This window comes from Mesorhizobium sp. (genome assembly GCF_004963255.1).
Taxonomy (GTDB): Bacteria; Pseudomonadota; Alphaproteobacteria; order Rhizobiales; family Rhizobiaceae; genus Mesorhizobium.
On the sequence record NZ_SUGA01000031.1, the window covers coordinates 41,230 to 65,334 of the forward strand.

At 64.9% G+C, this 24,105-nt stretch carries 23 protein-coding genes; 12 read left to right on the top strand and 11 right to left on the bottom strand.

The window, feature by feature from the left end; all coding sequences use genetic code 11:
* The first annotated feature begins 54 nt into the window (after positions 1 to 54).
* The 3 genes from E5X34_RS25135 to E5X34_RS25145 all read left to right on the top strand — a co-directional run bounded on the left by E5X34_RS25135 (position 55) and on the right by E5X34_RS25145 (position 3,585).
* The gene (locus tag E5X34_RS25135; protein ID WP_292570332.1) at positions 55 to 1,425 is read left to right on the top strand and encodes a glutamine synthetase family protein; all 1,371 of its coding nucleotides are present in this window, start codon (positions 55 to 57) and stop codon (positions 1,423 to 1,425) included.
* Between the two features lie 2 nt (positions 1,426 to 1,427).
* A complete protein-coding gene (locus E5X34_RS25140; RefSeq protein WP_292570335.1) occupies positions 1,428 to 2,726 on the top strand; it encodes an FAD-binding oxidoreductase in 1,299 nt (432 codons plus the stop codon).
* Between the two features lie 70 nt (positions 2,727 to 2,796).
* Entirely contained in the window at positions 2,797 to 3,585 is a 789-nt protein-coding gene (locus E5X34_RS25145) for a DeoR/GlpR family DNA-binding transcription regulator (RefSeq protein WP_292570338.1), read from the top strand.
* Between the two features lie 92 nt (positions 3,586 to 3,677).
* On the opposite strand, the gene E5X34_RS25150 is transcribed toward E5X34_RS25145, so the two are convergent.
* From E5X34_RS25150 to E5X34_RS25175, 6 genes are all read right to left on the bottom strand, one after another.
* A complete protein-coding gene (locus E5X34_RS25150) occupies positions 3,678 to 4,166 on the bottom strand; it encodes an L-2-amino-thiazoline-4-carboxylic acid hydrolase (protein ID WP_292570341.1) in 489 nt (162 codons plus the stop codon).
* On the bottom strand, positions 4,163 to 4,948 hold the full coding sequence (locus E5X34_RS25155) for an ATP-binding cassette domain-containing protein (protein ID WP_292570344.1): 786 nt from the start codon (positions 4,946 to 4,948) through the stop codon (positions 4,163 to 4,165). The genes E5X34_RS25150 and E5X34_RS25155 overlap by 4 nt, the downstream gene beginning before the upstream one ends.
* Positions 4,945 to 5,949, bottom strand: coding sequence for an ABC transporter ATP-binding protein (locus E5X34_RS25160; protein ID WP_292570346.1), 1,005 nt, complete (start codon positions 5,947 to 5,949; stop codon positions 4,945 to 4,947). Before E5X34_RS25160 ends, E5X34_RS25155 begins: the two co-directional genes overlap by 4 nt.
* A complete protein-coding gene (locus E5X34_RS25165; RefSeq protein ID WP_292570349.1) occupies positions 5,946 to 6,776 on the bottom strand; it encodes an ABC transporter permease in 831 nt (276 codons plus the stop codon). The genes E5X34_RS25160 and E5X34_RS25165 overlap by 4 nt, the downstream gene beginning before the upstream one ends.
* Positions 6,773 to 7,759 carry an ABC transporter permease gene (locus tag E5X34_RS25170; RefSeq protein WP_292570351.1) on the bottom strand — a complete coding sequence of 329 codons (987 nt, stop codon included), beginning with the start codon at positions 7,757 to 7,759 and terminating at the stop codon, positions 6,773 to 6,775. The genes E5X34_RS25165 and E5X34_RS25170 overlap by 4 nt, the downstream gene beginning before the upstream one ends.
* Before the next feature lie 261 nt (positions 7,760 to 8,020).
* Positions 8,021 to 9,631 carry an ABC transporter substrate-binding protein gene (locus tag E5X34_RS25175; RefSeq protein WP_292570353.1) on the bottom strand — a complete coding sequence of 537 codons (1,611 nt, stop codon included), beginning with the start codon at positions 9,629 to 9,631 and terminating at the stop codon, positions 8,021 to 8,023.
* A 334-nt stretch (positions 9,632 to 9,965) separates the two neighbouring features.
* Between E5X34_RS25175 and E5X34_RS25180 the strand changes: the two genes are divergently transcribed.
* Positions 9,966 to 11,159, top strand: coding sequence for a Xaa-Pro peptidase family protein (locus E5X34_RS25180; RefSeq protein WP_292570356.1), 1,194 nt, complete (start codon positions 9,966 to 9,968; stop codon positions 11,157 to 11,159).
* 176 nt (positions 11,160 to 11,335) lie between these two features.
* Here E5X34_RS25180 and E5X34_RS25185 read toward each other — a convergent pair whose 3' ends face one another.
* The 3 genes from E5X34_RS25185 to E5X34_RS25195 are packed head-to-tail and all read right to left on the bottom strand — an operon-like array spanning position 11,336 to position 13,804.
* Complete coding sequence (locus E5X34_RS25185) at positions 11,336 to 11,752, bottom strand: cupin domain-containing protein (protein WP_292570358.1); 417 nt, start codon at positions 11,750 to 11,752, stop codon at positions 11,336 to 11,338.
* 4 nt (positions 11,753 to 11,756) lie between these two features.
* Complete coding sequence (locus E5X34_RS25190; RefSeq protein ID WP_292570361.1) at positions 11,757 to 12,596, bottom strand: phosphoenolpyruvate hydrolase family protein; 840 nt, start codon at positions 12,594 to 12,596, stop codon at positions 11,757 to 11,759.
* An 11-nt stretch (positions 12,597 to 12,607) separates the two neighbouring features.
* The gene (locus E5X34_RS25195; protein WP_292570390.1) at positions 12,608 to 13,804 is read right to left on the bottom strand and encodes a Tm-1-like ATP-binding domain-containing protein; all 1,197 of its coding nucleotides are present in this window, start codon (positions 13,802 to 13,804) and stop codon (positions 12,608 to 12,610) included.
* 211 nt (positions 13,805 to 14,015) lie between these two features.
* Here E5X34_RS25195 and E5X34_RS25200 point away from each other — a divergent pair, with 211 nt between their 5' ends.
* The 7 genes from E5X34_RS25200 to E5X34_RS25230 all read left to right on the top strand — a co-directional run bounded on the left by E5X34_RS25200 (position 14,016) and on the right by E5X34_RS25230 (position 20,837).
* Complete coding sequence (locus tag E5X34_RS25200; protein ID WP_292570364.1) at positions 14,016 to 14,672, top strand: TetR/AcrR family transcriptional regulator; 657 nt, start codon at positions 14,016 to 14,018, stop codon at positions 14,670 to 14,672.
* 390 nt (positions 14,673 to 15,062) lie between these two features.
* A complete protein-coding gene (locus E5X34_RS25205) occupies positions 15,063 to 16,379 on the top strand; it encodes an extracellular solute-binding protein (RefSeq protein WP_127868306.1) in 1,317 nt (438 codons plus the stop codon).
* A 66-nt stretch (positions 16,380 to 16,445) separates the two neighbouring features.
* Positions 16,446 to 17,351 carry a sugar ABC transporter permease gene (locus tag E5X34_RS25210; protein ID WP_042640683.1) on the top strand — a complete coding sequence of 302 codons (906 nt, stop codon included), beginning with the start codon at positions 16,446 to 16,448 and terminating at the stop codon, positions 17,349 to 17,351.
* Between the two features lies 1 nt (position 17,352).
* Positions 17,353 to 18,309, top strand: coding sequence for a carbohydrate ABC transporter permease (locus tag E5X34_RS25215; RefSeq protein ID WP_292570369.1), 957 nt, complete (start codon positions 17,353 to 17,355; stop codon positions 18,307 to 18,309).
* Positions 18,306 to 18,527 carry a hypothetical protein gene (locus E5X34_RS25220; RefSeq protein ID WP_292570372.1) on the top strand — a complete coding sequence of 74 codons (222 nt, stop codon included), beginning with the start codon at positions 18,306 to 18,308 and terminating at the stop codon, positions 18,525 to 18,527. The genes E5X34_RS25215 and E5X34_RS25220 overlap by 4 nt, the downstream gene beginning before the upstream one ends.
* A complete protein-coding gene (locus E5X34_RS25225; protein ID WP_292570375.1) occupies positions 18,524 to 19,627 on the top strand; it encodes an ABC transporter ATP-binding protein in 1,104 nt (367 codons plus the stop codon). Before E5X34_RS25220 ends, E5X34_RS25225 begins: the two co-directional genes overlap by 4 nt.
* A gap of 106 nt (positions 19,628 to 19,733) precedes the next feature.
* Complete coding sequence (locus E5X34_RS25230) at positions 19,734 to 20,837, top strand: ABC transporter ATP-binding protein (protein WP_292570378.1); 1,104 nt, start codon at positions 19,734 to 19,736, stop codon at positions 20,835 to 20,837.
* Positions 20,838 to 20,934: 97 nt separating this feature from the next.
* Here E5X34_RS25230 and E5X34_RS25235 read toward each other — a convergent pair whose 3' ends face one another.
* Together E5X34_RS25235 and E5X34_RS25240 are read right to left on the bottom strand one after the other, a co-directional pair.
* A complete protein-coding gene (locus E5X34_RS25235; protein WP_292570381.1) occupies positions 20,935 to 22,017 on the bottom strand; it encodes a nitroreductase family protein in 1,083 nt (360 codons plus the stop codon).
* An 89-nt stretch (positions 22,018 to 22,106) separates the two neighbouring features.
* On the bottom strand, positions 22,107 to 22,454 hold the full coding sequence (locus E5X34_RS25240; RefSeq protein ID WP_126064307.1) for a GFA family protein: 348 nt from the start codon (positions 22,452 to 22,454) through the stop codon (positions 22,107 to 22,109).
* A 120-nt stretch (positions 22,455 to 22,574) separates the two neighbouring features.
* Here E5X34_RS25240 and E5X34_RS25245 point away from each other — a divergent pair, with 120 nt between their 5' ends.
* Entirely contained in the window at positions 22,575 to 23,870 is a 1,296-nt protein-coding gene (locus E5X34_RS25245) for an amidase (protein WP_292570384.1), read from the top strand.
* Positions 23,871 to 24,105: the final 235 nt, after the last annotated feature.

Below are 24,105 nucleotides of genomic sequence, written 5' to 3' on the forward strand. Positions count from 1 at the left end.
TACCGGAACGGACATGCCCGCCGAAGCGATCTCTCCTTCGTACGGACATGACCAATGCCTGACAATCTGAACACCTCATTCCCCGGCGCGGACACGCAAAGCTGGCTGAAGGCGCACGCGATCGACGAAGTCGAATGCTTCGTGCCCGACGTCAACGGCGTGTTGCGGGGCAAGACCTTGCCGGTCGCCAAATTCCTCAAGTCGCTCGACGACCGCGCGCTCTATTTGCCGAGCAGCGCGTTCCTGGTGGCTATCGACGGCCGCTATTCCGGCTCGATCGACGAGGGCTTTGCCTATTCCGATCCGGACATGCGCATGGTGCCCGACGTTTCGAGCCTCTGCCTTGCGCCAGGCAGCGCCGGCCGAGCCTATGTATTTGCCGATACGTTCCACATGGACGACCGGCCGTGGATGGCCTCGCCGCGCCATGTGCTGAAAGCCGTGCTCGGGCTTTATGAGCAGCGCGGCTGGCGCGCGGTGGTGGCGCCGGAGCTCGAATTCTACCTCACGGCGCCGAATCCCGACCCGGATCGTCCCATCACGGCGCCCGTCGGGCGCAACGGCCGGCCGGAAAACGTGCAGCATCCCTACGACATGCAGGCGATGGAGGAGTTCGAAGCAGTGACGCGGCGGCTCTACGAATACGCCGCCGTCGTGGGCTTGCCGGTGGAGACGCTGATCCATGAATCCGGCACGGCGCAGCTCGAGATCAATCTCCTGCATGGCGATCCGCTGACGCTCGCCGACCAGGTGCTTCTGTTCAAGCGCCTGGCGCGGCAGATCGCCCAGGCAAACGGCATGCATGCCACCTTCATGGCCAAGCCGATCGCCGCGCAGGCCGGCAGCGCCATGCATCTGCACATGTCGATCGTCGACCGGAAGGGCGAGCCGCTGTTTGCCGGCGAGGACGGCGAGGACAGCGCGATGTTCTCGCATTTCATCGGCGGTCTGCGGAAATACATCCCCGAAATCATGCCGCTGTTCGCGCCGCACGCGAATTCGTACCGTCGCATCCGCCCCGGTCACAGCGCTCCGGCCAACATCGAGTGGTCGCATGACAACCGCTCCTGCGGTCTGCGCGTGCCGCTGGGCGGGCGCGCCGCGCGCCGCATCGAAAACCGGTTGCCAGGAGCGGACGCAAATCCCTATCTCGCCATGGCCGGCTCGCTGATCGCCGGCTATCTCGGCATCGAGGAGAAGCTTCCGCGCTCGGAGGAGGCCTTCGGCAATGCCTATAAAAGCAGGAGCACGCTGCCGAAGACGATGGAGGAAGCGCTCGATCGTTTCGCCGCCTGCGAGCCCGTGCGGGCGCTGCTCGGCGAAGATTTCTTCCAGACCTATCTGCGCGTGAAGAGCGTCGAGCTCGACCTGTTCCAGAGCGTCGTGACGTCCTGGGAACGCGACCACCTGCTGCTCAAGGTGTGACCATGGCTTCGCGTTTGACAGGTTTCAATTCCGGTCTCGATATCGGCAAATCCTACTATGTCGCCACCGCCAATCCGGCGCCTGACCATCCAGCACTTGCCGGTGACGTCGATGCCGACCTGGTGGTGGTGGGCGGCGGCTGCACCGGTCTTTCGGCGGCGCTGCATGCGGCCGAGCGCGGCCTGAAGGTGGTGCTGCTCGAAGGCGGCAAGATCGGCTGGGGCGCCTCGGGCCGCAATGGCGGCCAGATGATCCCCGGCCTGCGCAAGGGCGCCAAGGGCCTGGTCAAGTCCTTCGGGCCGGAACGGGCCAAGGCACTGTTCGACCTGGCCTTCGAGGCGCGCGGGCTGGTGCTCGACATCATCGAGCGCCACGGCATCGAATGCGACTTGCGCCTGAACGGTCATCTGGTCGGCGCGGTCAGCGCTTCGGATGTGCGCGACTTCGAGGAAGAGGCCGAATGCCTCGCCAAGGTGATGAAGTTCACCGATGTCGAGATCCTGTCGGCGGCCGAGGCGCGGCAGATGGTCGACACGCCCTATCAGGGCGCGGTCTATGAAAGGCTCGGCGGACACATGCATCCGCTTAACTACACGCTGGGGCTTGCGCGGGCCGCGGTTGGCGCCGGCGTCGTCATCCACGAGAACTCGGTTGCGGTGCGGCTAGAGCGCGAGCCTTCCACCCGGGTGTTCACCGACAAAGGCTCGGTCCGCGCCAGGCATGTGGTGCTGGCCGGCGATGCGCTGCTCAAGGGACTGGAGCCGCGCGTCAACAGCCGCATCATGCCGGTCGGCAACTACATCGTCGCCACCGAGCCGTTGGACGAGCGCAATGTCATCCCGGCCAATGTCGCGGTCTCGGACACGCTGTTTGTCGTCAACTACTACCGCATGTCGGCGGACGGCCGCCTGCTGTTCGGCGGCGGCGAGCGCTACACGCCGTCGCCGCCGGCCGACATTGCCGGCTTCGTGCGGCCGCATATGGAAAAGACCTTTCCGCAACTCAAGGGCTGCCGCATCGACCACGCCTGGGGCGGGCTGGTGTCGGTGACGACGTCGCGCCTGCCGCATGTCGGGCATTATAGCGAGGTCTATTTCGCGCATGGCTATTCCGGCAAGGGCGTCATCCTGTCGACGCTGTCGGGCAAGCTCCTGGCGGAAGCGATCACGGGCGATGCCTCGCGGCTCGACCTGTTCTCGACGCTGACGCCGCTGCCGTTTCCCGGAGGCACGGCGCTGCGCGGGCCGCTCTATGTGCTTGGCATGCTGTGGTATGCCATGCGCGACCGGCTCCGGCACTGACGCTGGTTTCCTTGCCCTGGCGTGGCTAATGTCTCTGCGCCGGGAGGGAAATCCCGAGAAGGAAAAGCGGATGAACATCGAGCCGGGCCGACTGACGAAGAAGGAGCGCCATGAGCTGATCCTGTCAGAGGTCCGGCGCTCCGCCTCGATCCGCATCTCGAAGCTTGCGCGCCGCATCGGCGTGGCCGGCGAGACCATCCGCCGAGATCTCATCGAGCTCGGCGAGGCGGGGCTGCTCAACCGCACCTATGGCGGCGCCACCATTTCGCTGGTGACGTCGGAACCGGTGATTGCCGAGCGCGGCCTCACAATGGTCGAGGAGCGGGCCCGCATCGGGCGTGGTGCGGCCGGACTGGTCGAGAAAGGCTCGATCGTGATGATCGACGGTGGATCGACAACCTACGAGGTGGCGCGCAGCCTCTCGCAGCACGGCCGGGACCTGACAATCATCACCAACTCAATCGGGGTCGCCTCGGTGGCCGGCGCCAATCCCGGCTTCCGCGTGATCCTCTGCCCCGGCACCTATGACAGCCGCGAGGCCGCGGTGCTTGGCGAGGACACGGTCGAATTCGTGCGCCGCTACAATGCCGACGTCGCCATCATCGGCGCCTCGGCGTTGAACGCCGAAGGGCCGAGCGACATGATCTCGGGCGCGGCGGCGGTGAAGCGGGCGATGATGAGGCGGTCGCTGTCGACGATGCTGGTCGTTACCAACGACAAGTTCGGCCGCAGCGGCCTGGAGCGCGTCTGCGCGCTGAGCGAGGTCTCGGACATCGTCACCGACAGCGAGCCGGCAGCGGAGCTGCGCGCCGCGATCGACAAGGCGGGCGGCGAGCTGCACGTCTTTGCCGAAGGTTAGGGCTGTACCGGCTAGTCTCTTTGTTTTTGCGCAATTCCGGACGGAAAACCGCTGCGCACTTTTCGTGGAATTGCTTTAGGCGTCCCGATTGGTCAGCGCGATGTGGCAGCAGCCGGGCCGTGGCCCGGCGTCCAAGTGACATTGTCGAAACGCACGCCGGTGGCCTCGAAGAGGCCGCGGTCGAAGGCGCCGGCAATGCGGCAGAGCGTGGCGAGTTTCTCCTCGCCGACGCCTGCTTCCACCCACGCATCCTTCAGCGGGCAGCGCTTGACCTTGAAGGCGATGTGGTTAGGCCCGCGCTCGACGTCGGTCGGATACATGCGCCCACCATCCGGGCTGACGGAGAGGAACGCTTCGCCAATCGCCGGCGCGTCGTTGGGACCGAAGCCGGCGAAGGCCGCTGCCGCGACTTCCCGGCCGCGCTTCTCGATGCTGCGGATCATCACCGCCTCGGCCTTCTCGACGCCGAGCTCGGCGGTCAGTTCGTCGAGGAAGAGGCGGTAGAGGTCGGCGCGGTTGCGGAAAGCGGAATCGAGCTCGCGCGACAGTTTCTCGGCTCTGGCGGATTCGGGGTTGGTCATGATGCGTCCTGACTGGTTCTGACAAGTTTCGGTGTCGCTGCCACCAGCGCCTTGCCGACGGCCGATTGCGGATCGGCGATGACGGCGCGGGCATCGCCGCTCTCGGCGATCCGGCCGGCATCGAGGATGACGACGCGGTGCGCCACGGCGCGGATGACGCCGAGGTCATGCGAAATGAACAGATAGGCGATCCGTTCCTGCCGTTGCAGGTCGAGCAGCAATTCCAGGATCTGCCCACGCACCGACACGTCGAGCGCCGACACGGCTTCATCGAGCACGATCAGCGACGGCCGCGTGGCGATGGCGCGGGCGATCGCGACGCGCTGTCGCTGGCCGCCGGAAATCTCGTGAATGGCGCGGGCAGCGAGGCCGGTATCGAGGCCGACGCGCTCCAAAAGCGCCGCGATGCGGCGTGGACGCTCGGCACGCGGGGCGATACCGTGGATGCGCAAGGGATCGCCCAGCACGCGCGCCACCGTGGCGCGGGGATTGAAGGCGGCGAGCGGGTCCTGGAACACCATTTGCAGGCGGGCACGGCGGGCGCGCAAAGCGGCGCCTGACAGTGCGAAGAAATTCGCGCCTTCGAAGTCGATGCGGCCGGCATCGGGCTCGATCAGCCGCAGCACCAGCCTTGCGATGGTCGATTTGCCGCTGCCGGATGGGCCGGCGAGCGCCAGCGTCTCCGCCGGGCCGACGTCGAAGGACACCTCGTCGACTGCCGCGAAAGGCTTGCCGCCGCGATGGTAGCGCTTGGTGAGATTGGAGACGGCAAGCACGCTCATGCCGAGGTGCCCTGTCGGTCAAGCAGAGGCTCGGCGTCGAGGCCAAGATGAGCGTCGAGCAGGGCGCGCGTATAGGCATGCTGCGGCGCGTTGACGATTTGACTGGTCTCGCCGAGTTCGACCAGTTCGCCGTGGCGCAGCACCGCGATGCGATTGGCGAGCGAGGCGGCGAGCGCGATGTCGTGACTGATGAAGATGAGCGTCATGCCGTCCTCGCTGACCAGCCTGCGGATCAGGGCGACGATCTCGGCCTGGACGATGGTGTCGAGCGCGCTGGTCGCTTCGTCGGCGATCAGGAGTTTCGGTCCGGCGGCGATTGCCGCGGCGATCGCCACGCGCTGCTTTTGCCCGCCGGAGAGCTGGTGGGGGTAGGCGTGGAGAGTGGCCTCGGGATTGGGGAGACGGACGCGTTCGAGGAGGGTTTTGGCCTTGGCGATGGCTTCGCGCCAAGTGAGGTGAAGATGGGTGCGCGCGACCTCGGCGATCTGCTTGCCGATTGGCATGACCGGGTCGAGACTGGAGGAGGGGTCCTGGAAGACAAAGCCGATGTCACGGCCGAGGAGGGGGATGGTATCGCGAGGCTGAGAAAGTTGGCGCGCTACGGCGCCCCCCTCTGTCCTGCCGGACATCTCCCCCACTTGGGGGGAGATTAGCAGTTCCGCTGTCGGCTCTCTCCCCGCAACGTTGGAAATTGGCGAAGGTGGCGACGAGGGCTCAATCTCCCCCCTTTTGGGGGAGATGTCCGGCAGGACAGAGGGGGGCGCGAAGGAATGAGACGTTTGCGATTTCGGTATCTTCCAATTGATGGTTCCTCCGATCGTAGCGGACCTCGCCAACAACCCCGCAACAGCCAGTGCCAGTGTGCTCTTGCCCGAACTGCTTTCGCCGATGATCGCTAGGCGCTCGCCAGCGAGAACATCTAGGCTCACATCTTTCAGCGCCGGCACACCGCCGCGTCGGTACCGCACCGCCAGATCGCGAATGGAAAGCAACGCCGTCACGACAGGCTCCTGCGCACCGCGGTGCTTTCCACCACGCCTTCCCCGGCGAGGTAGACGCCGAGCACCGTCAGCACCAGCGCAATGCCGGGAATGATCGACAGGAACGGCGCGGTGCGCAGCACCGTGCGGCCTTCGGCGATCATGCCGCCCCAGGTGACACGGTTGGGATCGCCGAGGCCGAGGAAGGAAAGCGCGGCCTCGGTGAGGATCGCGGCCGCGACGATCACCGAGGATAGCGCCAGCACCGGCGGCAAGGCATTGGGCAGCACCTCTCGAAAAGCGATCTCCAGCGGGTGCATGCCGATGACGCGGGCTCCCGTGACGTAGTCGCGCTCGCGGATCGACAGCACTTCCGCGCGGGCAACGCGCGCAGGTCCGGTCCAGGCGCTGAGCGCGATCGCAGCAACGACAACGCTGAGCGACGGCCCGACAATGCTGACGAAGGCGAGCGCCAGCAGGAAGCCCGGCACGGTCTGGAAGGCGTCGGTGACGCGCATCAGCACTTCGTCGACGAGCCCTCCGGCGAAGCCGGCCAAGGTGCCGACCACGGCGCCGATCAGGAGCGCGGCGGCAGCCGCCGCCAGGCCGACCGCCAATGAGGTACGGGCGCCATGGAACAGCTCGGCCAGCACGTCGCGCCCGAGCCGGTCGGTGCCGAGCGGCAGCCGCCAGTCCTGGAACGGCGGCAGCAGCGCCGGGCCGGCGATCGCCTGCGGATCGCCGGGAAAGAACAGCGGCGCCGCCAAGGCCATGACGAGGAGCAGGGCGAGGATAAGCACGCCGGCGATCGCTTCCGGGGTGCGCAAGAAACGGCGCAGGCGGTTCATGCGCTTGCCTCGCCGGCGCCGACGCGCGGATCGAGGAAGGCGTAGGCGAGATCGACCAGAAGGTTGATGACGACGACCAGCACCGCACTGACCAGGATGATGCCGAGCAGCAGCGGCGTGTCGCGTCCGGCGACGGCCTCCTGCGCCAGGCGGCCGAGACCGGGCACGGCGAAGACGCTTTCGATGACGACGCTGCCGCCAAGCATCTGCGCCGATTGCAGGCCGAGCATGGTGACCAATGGCAGAAGCGCGTTGCGGGCGACGTGGGCAAGCACGATGCGGCGGCGCGACAGGCCCCTGGCGCGGGCGGCGAGCACGAAATCCTGCCGCCAGGCCTCGGCCATGCCGGCGCGCATCATGCGCAGATAGAGCGCGAGATAGATGAAGCCGAGCGCCGACACCGGCAGCACCAGATGGGTGGCGATATCGGCGGCGCGGGTCAGTCCGGTTTTACCGGAGGCGATGGTCTCGATGCCGCCGATCGGCAGCCAGCGCAAATCGACGGCGAAGACGACGATGAGCACGAGGCCGAGCCAGAAGCCGGGCACGGCATAAAGCGCCAGCGAGCCGATCGACAGGAAGCGGTCGCGAAAGGTGCCGGGCCTGGCGCCGGCATAGATGCCGAGCGCCGAGCCGAGGCCGAAGGAAAGCGCGGTGGCGCTGCCCATCAGGATCAGTGTGGTCGGCAGGCGTTCGAGGATGATCTCGCGGATCGGTCGCGAGAAGGTGACGGACTGGCCGAGGTCGAGATGCAGCAGCGCCCACAGATAGCTGGCGAGGCGGGTGAGCTCCGACTGGTCGAGGCCCCAGCGATGGCGCAGCAGTTCGATCATGCCGGCGTCGCCGCCGGTCGAGACGATATAGGCGTCGACCGCATCGCCCGGAGCGGCTTCGAGGAGGAGGAAGCTGCCGATGACGACGATGAGCAGCACGAAGACGCTGCCGACGAGGCGACGGCGCAGGATGGTGAGGGCGCGGGTCATAGCGAAAGGACGCTGCTCGCAATCCTCCGAGGTCGCGCTCTACGGCGCCCCCCACTGTCCTGCCGGACATCTCCCCCACAAAGGGGGAGATCAGCTGTCATCGCGGCTTTCGCTAATCTCCAACGTTGCAGGGAGGTGTGGGGCGCGGAAGCTGCCAATCTGCCCCCTTGTGGGGGAGATGTCCGGCAGGACAGAGGGGGGCGCGAAGGAACTCTCATTCTCGAAGCTGAGCACCTTGACTGCCGATCCGCAAGTGCCGGATCAGCCCGCCAAATAAGTGTCCGCCCAGTTCGACACAGCCCAGCGCGGGTTGTTGGCGATGTTGCCGACCGTATCGCGCGCGACGGAGATGAAGCCCCATTCGGCGACGTTGATCAGCGGCAGGTCGGCGGCGACCTTTTTCTGAAACTCCTTGTAGAGCTCGGTGCGGGCGGCGGTATCGAGCGTCTCGGATGCCTTGACGATCAGCGCGTCGAGCTCGGCGTTCTTGTAGCCGCCCTGGTTGGAGAAGGGCACGCCGTCCGGAATGCCGCTCTGCACCAGGATGGTGGTCGAGATCGCCGGGTCGCCGCGGAACACCGGCGGGCCGACGGCGAGGTCGAAGGCATGGTCGGTGTAGACGGCCTTGATGTGCGCAGCGGAATCGTTGTTGACGATCTGGGCGTCGATGCCGATCGCCGCCAGCGCCTGGCGCAGATAATCGCCGAACTGCTTGGTCTCGTTGAAATAGGGCGCCGGCAAAAGCTTCAGCGCAAAGCGCTTGCCGTCGTCGGCGCGCTTGTAGCCGGCCTCGTCCAGCAGCGCGTTGGCCTTGGCGACGTCGAAAGGATAGGTCGGCACGTCAGCGGTGTAGAATTGCGGGTCGTTCTTCGGCACTGGACCGGTGGCGGTCGCGGCATAGCCGAGGAAGACCGTCTTGACGACAAAATCCTTGTCGATGGCATGGGCGATCGCCTGCCGTACTTTCAGATCGGCCAGTTCCTTGCGACGGTGGTTGATCTCGACGACGAGCTGGTAGGTCAGCCCTTCATAGCCCTTGGTGATGACCTTCAGGCCCGGCACTTTGGAAATCCGGTCGAGGTCGGCCAGCGGCACGGCGGAGAAGGCGGCGAGCTGGATCTCCTCGGCTTCGAGTGCTGCTGCGGCGGACGTGCGATCGGGGAGCACCTGGTAGACGATCTCATCGAGATAGGGCTCGTCCTTGCCCCAATAGGCGTCGTTCCGCGTCAGCCGGTAATATTGGCCGGCCTTGTATTCGGCGAATTTGAACGGACCGGTGCCGACCGGTGCGTTGTTGGCCGGGTTGTCCTCGATCTTGCCGTTTTCATAAACGTGCTTCGGCACGACGCTCGACAGCGCCGGCAGCGCGTTGAGGATGAGCTGGAAGGGCGTCGGCTTGGCGAATTTGAAGATTGCGGTCAGCTCGTCCGGCGTCTCGACGGCCTCCAGGTCCTTGAACACGGCGCGGCCGAGATTCTGCAGCGGCTTCCAGATCTGCAGCGCCGAGAAAGCGACATCAGCGGAGGTGAAGGGCTTGCCGTCATGCCATTTGACGCCGTCGCGCAATTTGAAGGTCACCGACAGGCCGTCGGCGGCACCCTCCCAGGAAAGCGCGAGTCGCGGCTGTAGCCCGTCCTTGCCGTCGAAGGAGGCTTCGGCCAGCGTCTCGACGATCTTGCTGGAGATGAAGAAGACGCCGTTGGAGGCGACGATCGCCGGGTTGAGGTTGCGCGGCTCGGAATCGGCGGCCAATACGAGACGGCCGCCCTTCTTCGGCGTCTGCGCGAAGCCGATGGCCGGCAGCGCGGTCGAAGCCAGCAGCAGCGCCGAACCGGCCAGCAGGCCGCGGCGTGAAATCGTCAATTCGGACATCGTTCAAACTCCCCTCTTCGCGCCGTCGCAGGCGCGCCAATCGCGTGATTATGGCCCTTGGCAAAGGTTTCGCCAGAGACGGATTTGGCGCATCATGGCTTGGCTTTGAAATTTCCGTCCGCTGGACCAGCCGGCCGAAAGAAGCTCTCATTCTCATATTTGGTAAGACCAGATTATAGCGAAGCGGGATGGAGATTCGGGCATAAACCGCCTTAGGCGCGAAAGTGATCAGTTCTGGCTGGACCAGAGCGGCCAAAATGATGCAGATTTGGCCGACCGCCATAAATCATAACGTTCGGCGCTCCTTGCGGCCGATGAAATCAGGGAGAGGCAGATGAACATCGCTCCGGGCAAGACCGAGGTCAGCAGCATTCCCTTCGACGACGCGCGGGTGGACCGGCTGATGGAAGAGGCCGGCATCGACGTGCTGTTCGCCACCTCCAAGCACAACACGCAATATCTGCTCGGCGGCTACAAGTTCATCTTTTTCGCCGCCATGGATGCGATCGGCCATAGCCGTTACCTGCCGATCGTGCTCTACGAAAAGGGCGGGCCGGAACACGCGGCCTATATCGGCAACAAGATGGAAGGCGGCGAGCATCAGAACCATCCGTTCTGGACTCCGACCTTGCATGCCGCCTGCTGGGGCACGCTCGATGCCGCCAATCTGGCGGTGGAGCATCTGCGCCAGATCGGCAAGTCGGCGGCGCGCATCGGCATCGAGCCCGGCTTCCTGCCGTCCGACGCATATATGCTGATCCGCAAGGCGCTGCCGGATGCCAAGCTGATCGATGCGACCGGCATGCTCGAGACCATGCGCGCCATCAAGACCGAAGCGGAGCTGGAACAGCTGCGCATCGCCTCCGAGCTGATCACCGATTCCATGCTGGCGACGATCGCCTGGGCGCGTGAGGGCACGAGCAAGACCGATATCATCGAGCGGCTCAGGCGCGAGGAGACCAATCGCGGCGCGCATTTCGAATATTGCCTGCTGACGCTGGGCTCCAGCCACAACCGCGCTTCGTCCAGCCAGGCGTGGAAGAAGGGCGAGGTGCTGTCGATCGATTCCGGCGGCAATTATCACGGCTATATCGGCGACCTCTGCCGCATGGGCGTGCTCGGCGAGCCGGATGCCGAGTTGGAGGATCTGCTGGCCGAAGTCGAGACGGTGCAGCAAGCTGCCTTTTCCAAGGTCAAGGCCGGCACGCTTGGCGGCGATATGATCGCGCATGCGGAAGGCGTGCTGAAGGCCTCCAGGGTCGCGGCCTATACGGATTTCTTCGCTCACGGCATGGGCCTGATCACGCATGAGGCGCCGTTCCTGATGACCAACCATCCGGTCGCCTATGAAGGCACCTATGCGGCCAAGCCGCTGGAAAAGAACATGGTGCTCTCTGTCGAGACGACCATGCTCCACCCGACACGCGGCTTCATCAAGCTGGAGGACACGGTCGCGGTGACCGACAGCGGTTATGTGATGTTCGGCGACCGCGGGCGGGGGTGGAACAGGGGTGGGGCGGCAGCTTAGCTTCGACGGCGCTCCCCCTCACCCGGATTGCCAGCCGAATTGCGAAGAGCAATTCGGGGCAATCCGACCTCTCCCCGAGGGGAGAGGAGCAGGTAAGCGCCGCCGCTAACCTCTTCTCGCCGCCGGGAAGAAGGTGGCCGCGAAGCGGCCGGATGAGGGGGCTGCGACGCTGAAGATTATGCGCCCGCCGGCAACAGCCTGAAATCCGGCAGATCGCGCAGCGCCAGCTCCGGGCCGGCGGGCGAATAGACGACGAAGAGCTGCATCGGCTGGTCGCCGGTGTTGAGCGTCGAGTGGAAGCGGCTTTCCGGCACGTAGATGGTGCAGCCGGGGCCGACCTTGGCCACCACCGGATTGCCCTTCTCGTCCTCGACCATCTGCTCGCCATTGCCGGAGATGACGAAGATGATCTCTTCGGCGCCGGGATGATTGTGGCGGCTGTGGCCCTGGCCGGGCGGCAGGTCGACGACGCCGCCTGAAAAGCGTTCGGCGCCGTTCACTTCCGGCGCCACGGTCAGCGACAGTCTGCCCCAGTCGAAGCCGAAGGCGCTGACATCCTTCGGGTAGACAAACACCTTGCTCCTGTCGGCCATCGCCTCATCCCTTCTTTTTCGTGATCGCCTTGAAATCCGCCGTCTGCTTGGCGATTGCCGCCTCGGCGGGCAGCCGCTCCATCGAGCTCGCGCCATAGAAGCCGTGCAGCCCCTCGCAGCGCTCGAGGATGTAGCGCGCGTCGTCGGGCATCGAGATCGGTCCGCCATGGCAAAGCAGGATGACATCCTCGCGCACCGAGCGCGCCGCGTCGGCAATGGCGTCGACCTCCTTCACGCAGGCGTCGAGCGTTTTCGCCGAGGTGGCGCCGATCGAGCCGCCGGTCGTCACACCCATATGGGCGACGACGATATCGGCGCCAGCCTTGGTCATGGCGCGCGCCTCGTCAGGATTGAAGACGTAAGGGGTGGTCAGCAGGTCGAGCTTATGCGCTTCGGCGATCATGTCGACCTCGAGGCCAAAACCCATGCCGGTCTCCTCGAAGCTCTGGCGCATGGTGCCGTTGAACAGGCCGACGGTCGGAAAGTTCTGCACGCCGGAAAAGCCCATCGTCTTCAGCTCGGAAAGCAGCAGCGGCATGATGACGAAGGGATCGGTGCCGTTGACGCCGGCCAGCACCGGCGTCTTCTTCACCACCGGCAGCACCTCATAGGCCATTTCCTTGACGATCTCGTTGGCGTTGCCATAGGCGAGCAGGCCGGCGGCCGAGCCGCGTCCGGCCATGCGGTAGCGGCCCGAATTGTAGATGATGATCAGGTCGATGCCGCCGGCTTCCTCGGCCTTGGCCGACAGGCCGGTGCCGGCGCCACCGCCGACGATCGGCACGCCGTCGGCGATCATCTTGCGGAATTTCTCCAGGATCGTTTTGCGCGGGATGGCGACCATGCTTGTCTGTCTCACTTCCTGGCGATGTCGAGGAACGCCTCGGCCGCGGCCTTGGCGAAGGCGGGATCGTTGATGTGCAGCGGCAGGCGCGTGACGGTGCGGTCCTTGGTCGGCTCGATCGTGCGCTCAATCGCATCGAACAGCGCCGCGTCGGCCTCCGCGTCGAAGAAGGCGCCGCCTTCTATATCGAGCGCCGAGACGCCCTTTTCCGGGATCAGGAAACGGACCGGGCCGTCGCAGCGCGCGAGACGGCCGCCGATCCATTCACCGATCCGGCGGCATTCGTCGGCCGTGGTGCGCATCAGCGTGACGTTGGGATTGTGCTCGTAGAACAGTCGCCCACGATATTTTTCCGGGATGGTCGGGGGCGCCCAGAAATTCACCATATCGAGCGCGCCGACCGAGCCGACATAGGGCAATTTCGTGCGGGCGATCGCGCCGAAGCGATCCTCGGTCGCCGGCAGCACGCCGCCGAACAGGAGATCGCAGACCTCGGTCGTGGTGATGTCGAGGACGCCGGCCAGCAGGCCGCTGTCGGCGAGCTTCTCCATCGAGCGGCCGCCGGTGCCGGTGGCGTGGAAGACCATGCAGTCATAGTCGGCGCGCAGGCGCTCGACGATCGCCGTCACGCAAGGCGTGGTGACGCCGAACATGGTGAGCCCGAGCGCCGGCTTGCCGGCGGCGGCCGGGGCCGGCTTCGCGGCCATGCCCGCGATTGCCTGGGCGGCGTTGTGCAACACGACGCGGGAGAGCCTGTTCAGTCCCGCCATGTCGGTGACCGACGGCATCATGATGATGTCGGACACGTCGACATAAGGCGCGGTGTCGCCGGAAGCCAGCGTCGAGACCATGAGCTTCGGCAGGCCGAGCGGCAGCGCGCGCATGCCGGCGGTGACGATCGAGGTGCCGCCGCCGCCGCCGATGCCGATCACACCGGCGATGTCGTCGCGCGAGCGGATGAAACCGGCGAAGGCGACGCCCATGCCGGCAACGGCGGCGCCGCGGTCATCGAGGCCGAGAACCGCGTGGGCTCCCTTGGGATGATGCGCGGCGACCTCGCTGGCCGGGATACCGACCGGGACGGTCGCGCCCCGCGTCCCGATATCGACACGCACGACCGCGCCGCCCGCAGCAGCGACGGCATCGGCCAGGAAGGCAAGCTCCTCGCCTTTGGTGTCGGCGGTGCCGACCACATAGATGCGCTTCATGCGCGTTTCCCCGTCGTCCGGCATGTTCGGCTTTGCCGCCTGCCTTCTTGCCCCACCCTTAAGCTCCTCGGCAAAGGCCTCGTCGCTGGTGGGGACCCATCTTTCTTGCCCCACCCTTAAGCTCCTCGGCAAAGCCTCGTCGCTGGTGGGGTCCCGTGATTGCCCGGCATTGCGCCATTGCAAATTTTTGAGACGCGCGTATCGTATTGATATGGATGTCTCACGTCAACAAGCCGTCGCCAAGGATGAGGCCGCCCAGGGGCCGGCCGTCGAGAAGGGGGCGCGCGCCCGCACCAGGCGGCTGATGCTGGAGACGGCGACGCGGTTGATGCAGTCCGGCATGACACCCTCGGTCAGCGAGGTCGCGGAGGCGGCGGAGGTGTCGCGCGCAACCGCCTACCGGTATTTCCCGAGCCAGGCGGCGCTGGTGCAGGCCGTGGTCGACGAAGGGCTCGGCCCGATCCTCACCTGGAAGTCGGCCTCCGATGATGCCGAACGGCGCGTGGCGGATCTGTTTGCCACCGCGATGCCGCGCATCGAGGCCTTCGAGGCGACGTTCAAGGCGGCGCTGAAGCTGTCCCTCGACCAATGGGCGCGACGCCAGGCCGGCACGCTCGGATCCGAGCCCGCTTTCACGCGCGGCCATCGCGTCGACCTGCTGAAGGATGCGATCGCGCCGCTCAAGGGCCGCCTGAAGCCGCGTCAGTTCAGGCGCCTGGCGCAGGCGCTGTCGCTGGTGTTCGGCGTCGAGGTGGTCACGGTGCTGAAGGACATCTGGGGGCTGGACAGCGCGGAAATGATGTCAGTGGCGCAATGGGCGGCGGGCGCGCTGGTGCGGGCGGCAATGGCGGAATCAGGGGCGACATGAGCAGAGATGGCGGCAGCGTCAAAGGTGACAGCCGCTTAAATCTGGTTCGACCAGATCGTGAAGTCATTTTCGAATGTTAGTTGTGGTGGACGGGCCGTGACAAGGGCTCCACGTATCGCAGAGTAGGAAAAACGAGGGAAAACAGCCAGATATCGTAATGATCCGCCTGTTCGGCTGCTATCAGCCGCTCAAGAAAGCGCTTGACGCCAAGCGAAAATTGGTAATACCAGATTAGGGCGGACAACGCGGAGCAAAAGTCAAGGCTGCGATCCATTTCCGGCAGGGCGAGGAGGCCTGAAACCGGGGAGGCGCATCACAGGAGGAACTACCAGGGTCGGCCTCATCGCCGGCTCGCATGACACGGTGGAATGCGCACAAGGGAGGAAAACTATGCGCAAGATTGTGACCAGCGTGATCGCTGGTATCGGGCTGGCACTTGCCTGCGGGACATCCGTCCGCGCGCAGGACAAGGAACTCACCATCTTCTGGGCGGAATGGGATCCGGCGAACTACCTGCAGGAGCTCGTCAACGACTACACGGCCGAGACCGGCGTGAAGGTCACGGTTCAGACCACGCCGTGGCCCGACTTCCAGACCAAGGCCTTCACCGAATTCAACGCGCATGGCGACGCCTACGACATGGTCGTCGGCGACTCGCAATGGCTCGGCGCCGGTTCGACGCAAGGCCACTATGTCGACCTGACCGACTTCTTCAACCAGCACAAGCTCAATGACGTGATGGCGCCGGCGACCATCAAGTACTATGCCGAATATCCCGGTGGTTCCGGCAAATATTGGGCGATCCCGCTGGAAGGCGACGCGATCGGCTGGTCCTACCGGAAGGACTGGTTCGAGGACCCGAAGGAGAAGGAGGCCTTCAAGGCGAAGTACGGCTACGACCTCGCCGTGCCGACCACCTATGCGCAGCTGCGCGACATCGCCGAGTTCTTCCACCGTCCGGACCAGAAGCGCTACGGCGTCGCCATCTACACCGACAATTCCTATGACGCGATGGCGATGGGCGTCGAAAGCGCCATCTTCAGCTATGGCGGCGATCTCGGCGACTATGCCACCTACAAGGTCGACGGCATCACCAATTCGAAAGAGGCCGCCGCCGGCCTCGACATGTACAAGGAACTCTACAAGTTCACGCCGCCCGGCTGGGGCAAGACCTTTTTCGTGGAAGACAACCAGGCGATCACTGGCGGTCTCGCCGCGATGAGCATGAACTTCTTCGCCTTCTTCCCACCGCTGGTGAACAAGGCCACGAACCCCTATGCCGACGCCACCGGCTTCTTCGCCAACCCGGCCGGTCCAGACGGCAAGCGTTTTGCTGCTCTCGGCGGCCAGGGCATCTCGGTCGTATCGTATTCGAAGAACAAGGACGAGGCGATGAAGTTCCTGGAGTGGTTCATCAAGGACGAGACCCAGAAGAAATGGGCCGAACTCGGCGGCTACACCTGCAGCCAGGCCGTGCTGAAGTCGGATGCCTTCCAGAACGCGACGCCCTACAACAAGGCGTTCTACGACACGATGTTCATGGTCAAGGACTTCTGGGCAACGCCTGAATACGCCGAAGTGCTCGATCAGCTGAACCAGAACATCTATCCGTTCGTGGTCGGCGGTAAGGGCACCGCCCAGGAGGCGCTCGACAAGACCGCCGCCGACTGGAAGGCGACCTTCACCAAGTACAACCGCTACAAGTAAGCACCACAGTCAGAATGCCGGAGGAGGGTTTCCCCTCCGGCATTCCTGTTTTCAGGGAGACATTCGTTGGCTTCGGTAGCCCTCACCAATCTTGATCCGGCCTCCAGGGCCGCCGCGCGCGGCTGGTCGGACCTGACCATCCGCAATCTGTTCATCATCCCGACGCTGGTTTTCCTGATCGTCTTCAACATTTTTCCGCTGATCTATTCGCTCGGCTATTCCTTCACGAACTTCGCCGCGAACCGCAGCGAGCCATGGCAGTTCGTCGGCTTGCAGAATTATCGCGAGCTGCTCAGCGACGACCACATCTGGTCGAACTTCGTCATCACGGCGAAATATGTCATCGTTTCGGTGGCGGGTCAGATGGTCGTCGGCTTCGGCCTTGCGCTTCTGCTCAACCGCTCCTTTCCGATGAAGGGCCTGATCACCACGCTGCTTTTGTTGCCGATGATGATGTCGGCGGCAGTCGTCGGCCTGTTCTGGCAACTGCTCTACAGTCCGTCCTGGGGCCCGATCAACTATGTCTTCGGCCTTGGCGACTTCGCCTGGCTGTCCAATCCCGACAGCGCGCTCTACGCGGTCGCGATCACCGACATATGGATGTGGTCGCCCTTCGTCATGCTCTTGTCGCTCGCCGGCCTGTCGGCGGTGCCGCAACATCTCTACGAGGCCGCCGCGATCGACCGCGCGGGATGGTGGTACACCTTCACGCGCATCACCTTGCCGCTGGTCTCGCCGATCCTTCTGATCGCGCTGATCTTCCGCACCATGGAAGCCTTCAAGACATTCGACATCGCCTACACGATGACGACCCAGCCGACCGCCGAGCTGATCGCGATCCGGCTCTACAAGCAGGCCTTCCAGCAGTGGGATACAGGCAAGTCCTGCGCACTGGCCTACATCGTGCTGATCATGGTGCTGGCCATCACCAATCTCTACGTGAAGTATCTCAACAAGGTGAAGGAGCGCTGAGATGGCCGCCGTCCGCACTTCTTCCGAAGTCGCTTTCAATCGCGCGGCAATCGCCGCCGTGCTGGTCGCGACGCTGATCTTCCTGGCGCCGATCTACTGGATCGCCTCGACGGCGTTCAAGCCGAAGGAGCTCGCCGTCAGCGTGCCGCCAACCGTGCTGTTCCAGCCGGAAGTGACGCCGTTCATCCGCCTGTTCACCAAGCGCGTGCAGATGCAGAAGCCCGTCGACCCGCAAGTCTACGAGGCCGCGCCGTGGTGGGAAAAACGCATCTATGACGGCGGCGAGCGGGTGCTGAAGGTCGGCAAGGATGTGCAGCTTTCGCAATATCCCGACCGCTTCATGAACAGCCTGATCGTGGCGGTGATCAGCACGGTGCTCGCGGTCGGCATGGGAACCTTCACCGCCTACGGCTTCTCCCGCTTCAAGATCGCCGGCGAGGCGGATCTTTTGTTCTTCATCCTGTCGACGCGCATGCTGCCGCCGGTGGTGGTCGCCATTCCGATGTTCCTGATGTACCGCATGGTCGGCCTCAACGACTCGCATATCGGGCTGATCATCCTCTACGTCGCGTTCAACCTGTCCTTCTCGGTCTGGCTGATGAAAGGCTTCATGGACGAGATCCCGAAGGAATATGAGGAGGCAGCGCTCGTCGACGGCTACACGCGCATGCAGGCCTTCTTCAAGATCGTGCTGCCGGAAGCGGCGACGGGCATTGCGGCGACAGCCGTGTTCTGCTTCATCACCGCCTGGAACGAATACGCCTTCGCACTGATCATGACCAACCGGCGCGCCCAGACGGCGCCGCCCTTCATCCCGTCGCAGATCGGCTCCGGTCTGCCGGACTGGACCACGATCGCGGCCGGCACCTTCCTGTTCCTTTTGCCGGTCGCGATCTTCACCTTCCTGCTGCGCAACCATCTGCTTCGCGGCGTGACGTTCGGGGCGATCCGCAAATGAATTTTCGAGCCGCCAACGAGAAGTACCTTTTGCCGGCCTCGCAGATCCTGATGGTGCTCGGCATCGTCGCGCTCTGCCAGCCATGGAGCCTCAACCTGCATTCCTACGGCGTGACGATCATCCTGATCGGGCTGATCGGCTTCAACATCACGTCCAAGATCGCGCCGGAGCAGAGCGAGGAAACCGGCGCCGCGACGCATGAGGGAGCCCGGCAGTGACGCAGATCGAACTTCGCGGCATCGAGAAATTCTTCGGTGCCGTCCAGGTCATCCACAATTTGAACCTCGCCATCGCCGACAACGAGTTCATCGTGCTGCTTGGCCAGTCCGGCTGCGGCAAGACCACGACGCTGCGCGCGGTCGCGGGGCTGGAGACGATCGACAAGGGCGACATCCTGATCGACGGCAAGCCGGTGCAGCACCTCAAGGCCGCCGATCGCGATATCGCCATGGTGTTCCAGTCCTTCTCGCTCTACCCGCATATGACGGTGTTCGAGAACGTCGCCTTTCCGCTGCGCGCTACTCGCATGAGCAGCGGCGAGGTCGACAAGTCCGTGCGTGAGGTCGCCCGGGTCCTGCGTATCACCGACCTGCTCGACAAGCGGCCGTCGGCGCTTTCGGGCGGCGACATGCAGCGCGTGGCGATCGGCCGGGCGCTGGTGCGGCGGCCGAAGGCGATGCTGATGGACGAGCCGATCGGCGCGCTGGACGCCAAGCTGCGCGAGGAGATGCGGGCTGAGATCAAGCGCCTGCACGTCAAGCAGGGATCGACCACGATCTACGTCACCCACGACCAGATCGAGGCGATGAGCCTGGCGGACCGCATCGTCATCATGCATGAGGGCTTCATTCAGCAGGTCGGCACGCCGGACGAGGTCTATTCGCACCCGGCTAACTTGTTCGTGGCGCAGTTCGTCGGCAGCCCGGTGATGAACATCGCCGAGGCCCGCGTCGCGGATCGGGCCGGCGCCGCTTCCGTCACGGTCGGCGAGGCGCCGGCGGGCTTCGAGTTCCCCCACCGGCTCCTGTCCAAGCTCAACGGGCATTCCAACGGTGGCCTGACGCTTGGCATCCGGCCGGAGGGCGTGCTCGTCCGGCACGATGCGGCGTCCGGCTACATGCCGGTCGAGGCGAGCATCATCGAGCCGCTCGGATCCTTCGACATCGTCGACCTCAAGGTCGGCTCCACGATGCTGCGCGCGCGCACCAAGGCCGGCTACGTCTCGGGTCCCGGCGAGAAGGTCCATGTCCGCATCGATCCGGAGCAGGCGCATTTCTTCGACACGGCAAGCGGCAAGTCGCTGGGGGTGAGACTGTGATGGCCGAAGGACACGAAAGGCCAACGATTTGGCCTTTCGAACAATCGAACGCCCGGAGCCGTAGCGGAGGGCTGATTACCCTCGAAATGGAAATGAGACAGTAGACATGGCCCATATCGAGCTCAAGAACATCACCAAGAAATTCGGCGGCCATACCGCGCTGACCGGGCTCAATCTCGACATTGCCGACGGCGAGTTCTTCGTGCTGCTCGGCGAAACCGGCGCCGGCAAGACGACGACGCTGCGCCTGATCGCCGGGCTCGACAAGCCGACCGAGGGCCAGGTCTTCATCGACGGCGTCGACGTCGCCGACTGGGGCGCGGCCGAACGCGACGTCGCGCTGGTGCTGCAGCAATATTCGCTTTATCCGCGTTACACGGTGCGACAGAACCTCGAATTCCCGCTGAAACCGAAGATCCGCCGGCTGCCGGATGCCGAGATCAAGGACCGCGTCGCGCGCGCCGCCCGCACGCTTCGTATCGAGCATCTGCTCGACCGCAAGACCGACCGGCTTTCCGGCGGCGAGATGCAGCGCGTCTCGATCGGCCGCGCCATCGTGCGCAAGCCGCGCGTCTTCCTGATGGACGAGCCGCTGTCGGCGCTCGACGCCAAGCTGCGCGAGGCGCTGCGCACGGAATTGAAGAACCTGCAGATGCAGCTTGGCGCCACCTTCCTGTTCGTCACGCATGACCAGATCGAGGCCATGTCGATGGGCGACAAGGTCGGCGTGCTCAACCATGGCCGCATCGTCCAGACCGGCACGCCGCATGAGATCTACAACAATCCGCGCGACACCTATGTCGCGAGCTTCGTCGGCTCGCCGCCGATGAACCTCATCGACGGCAAGCTGGTCAACGACCGCGCGGTGATGGCGCCGGTGAATTTCGAGCTGCCGCTTGCAACTGGGGCCAAGAGTTTTGGCGGGGGCAGGACGAGCGGCGCGACCGACGGTCGGCCGCTCGTCTTCGGCATCCGCCCGGAGGATGTCCATCTGGAGAGCGGCGCGCCGGTGGAAGCGCGCGTCCACGATGTCGAGAACCATGGCGTGGAGAAGATCCTGACGCTCAGGGTCGGCGACACGATGCTGCGCGCCACCGTCCCAGCCAGGACCGACGTTTCGATCGAACAGGCCGTGCGCTTTGCCTGGAATCCCGACAAGGTGGTGCTGTTCGACAAGGGCAGCGGCGTCAGCCTGCGGCATGCGGGATAGCCGCTTCGCCTGCCGCCTTATCGCACCGCGCCCGACCAGGCCGAGAGCCGGCGGGCAGCCCGGCTGGCGGGTCAACCGCCTCTGATCATCTCGACCATTATGCGATGACCGAAGCCACCGGCCTCCTTGGCGAAAGCGGCAAGGCCGGCCCATATCCGAAGCGCATCACAATATCCGGCCTGCGGGTCTCGCCGACAATCCCCGCCAGGTCGGCGCGCAGGCGGGCGACCTCGACAGGCTGATTGATGAAGGCGAGCTTAAGTCCCAGGCTCGTTGCGGCCAAAGCGAAGCGCTGGCACGCCTGGCCGACCCTGATCCAGTGATCGCGGTCCGGCCGCTCGGCAAAGAAGATCGCCACCCCTGCCGATGAGTCGATCTGACTGGCGTATTTCTCATTCTCCTGGGCGGCGCTGAACAACCGGTCCAGGGCGATCCGGCCAAGGCTGGTCGGCAGCACCGGGCTGCCGCTCGCAGCTGAGAAGAGCCCATCGCCTCGAGCCATCGCGCTGCGCGGGTTGAAGCGGATCCACTGCTTCAGCTCATGCATGAATGCGGGGTCGTTCATCTGGTCTTCATTGCCGGCAAGGACGAGGTCCCGCACCTGCTTCATCTGCCTGTGATCCGTGACAAGCGCTAGGCTCACGCCCGGTATCGCGGCTGCGCGCTCAAGCTCGACGAGATCCGCGACAGGGGTGGCGCGGCCATCATATTCGGCACGCGTCGATTGGCGTTTCGGAATGGCATCGGCCAACGGGTCCGCTTTCGCCTCGCCCATGAGGTAATCGTAACGGATTCCGTTGCCGTCGGCCGTAAGCGAAGCCTCGCCGGTTCGGCCAGTCGCCGCCGCGGCGAGCATGAGATTGGCCGCGGCGCATCCCAGGCTGACATAGAGATGATGATCGTCAGGATCGACGACCGGGGTCCGCCTCTGAAGGTCAGGCCGGATCTCGATTGCTTGCCCTTCAAGCTGGAACCGCCAGGGCTGCGTATTATGGCTATTGGCTGCCAAGGTTGCGTAACGGACGACGGCCTCAAGATCGGGCGTCAGGCGGTCACGCAATCCGGCGGCGAAGGCCTCATATTGGGTCATGGATCCGACCGCCGATCGCCAACCGGCAACACCGGTGCCCGCCGCGACAAGCGCGGCGCCTGCGCCCGCGAGCATCGTTCGCCTGTTCATCGTGCCCTCTCGAATAAGCTCGCAGGCAAGATAGCGGCGGATCGGGAATAGCCCTTGATCTCAATCAAGGCCTTTGATCGACCCGCCGCCTAGGCGGCACGACCGTCGAACTCGAACACTTCGATGCTGGCGACATCGACGTCGTCGAGGCAGTTGATGTTGATATAGGCCGTGCGCTCGCCGCTTTCGCCGACATCCTCGGCGAAGGGGTGGATTCCGCAGGTCCGGCAGAAGCGATGCGCGATTTGAGCCTTGCCGAAGGTGTAGCGGCCGAGGTCGTCGCCCCAGGCGACCAGACTGAGCTTCTCATGCGGCACCGCCCACAGCAGCGCGCCCTTGCGCGCGCAGATCGAGCAGTTGCAGCGCACCGCGCCGCCGATCTCACCCTTGACCTCGAATGCCACCTTGCCGCAGTGGCAGCTGCCTTTGTACAGCATCAGCATCTTCCTATCGCTGGCAGGGTGCAAAGGCACGCTTGCCGGGTTATCTCTTTGCCGGCCCAACATCAGGCCGCGCGCCTAAAAGACGTTGCAACTTTGCAAGGCCCGACATCGAAAATGCAATCCGTCCGCGATCGTCTCGAAGCCATCCTGTCACGTCTTGCCAATCGCGCAGCCGAGGAGCGGGTCTACACGAAGCTCTATGCCGTGGCCGCGCTGGCAGCCGCCGATGCGTCCGATGCTCGCCGCAAGGCCGGCGTCAGCCTTGGCCCGCTCGACGGGCGCATCGTTTCGATCAAGGATCTGTTCGACGTCGCCGGCGAGCCGACGACGGCGGGTTCGCTGATCCGTGCCGAAGCGGCACCTGCCGCGCGAGATGCGGCAATCGTGCAAAGGTTGCGCCAGGCGGGCGCGGTCATTCTCGGCAAGACCAACATGACCGAATTCGCCTTCACCGCGATCGGCGACAACCTGCACCATGGCACGCCGGGCAATGCCGCCGACGCCAGCCTGATTCCAGGCGGCTCCTCATCTGGGGCGGGCGTTGCGGTCGGCGAGGGCACAAGCGACATCTCGATCGGTTCGGACACCGGCGGCTCGGCGCGCATCCCGGCCTCGCTCAACGGCATCGTCGGCTTCAAGCCGACGGCGCGGCGCGTGCCGCTGGCCGGCGCCTTTCCGCTGTCGATGACGCTGGATTCGATCGGCCCGCTTGCCCGCAGCGTCGCCGATTGCGCCTTCACCGATGCGATCATGGCCGCAGATGAGCCGGCGGCGCTTCAGCCGGTCCCGCTCGCGACCTTGCGCATCGGCATTCCGCGCGGCGTTCTGTTCGACGAAACGCAAGCCGAGGTCGCCGAAGCTTTCGAGGCTTGCATCGACAGGATCGGTCAGGCCGGCGCCCGCGTCGCCGATTTGCCCATAGACGATCTCATCGCCGAGATGCGCGCGGCGACCAGACGCAGCACGATCGCCTCAATGGAAGGCGCCGAAGTGCATGCTGACTGGCTGGCGAGTGGCGCCTCGGTGCCGGTCGATCCGCATGTCACCGGGCCATTGTCGCGCGCTCTGGCGGTTCCCGCTTCGGTCTATATCCGCACGATCCGCCGTCGCGGCGAGCTTGCGGCGGCGATGGCGGAACGGCTGGATGCGGTCGACGTGCTGGCCTTGCCGACCGTGCCGATGGTCGCGCCGTCCGTTGCCACCATGGCCGGCGACGAAGCCTTGCGCGACAGGACGGAAGGGCTGCTGTTGCGCAACACGCAGGTCGCCAACCAGTTCGACCTCTGCGCCATCTCGCTGCCGATGCCGGGCACCAGGCTGCCGGCCGGGTTGATGCTGGTGGGCAAGCATGGGGAAGATCGTCGACTTCTCGCCATCGCGGCGGCCGTTGAGGTTTTGCTCAGCCGTTAACAAGGATGCCGCGAGCCGAGGACAAAATTGTCGTCAGGGAAATTTGCCGCTGCGTTCCTTCGCGTCCCCTCTGGCCTGCCGGCCATCTCCCCTACTTCGGCTAGGAGATGCACACATTTCCAAGCGGCTGGTCTTTGGCGATAACGTGCATGGCAGCTTGGCGCATGCATGGTCTCATGCTGCGCTGGTCGACCCCCACTCCGTCTCGGCTTCGCCGAGCCACCTCTCCCCCGAT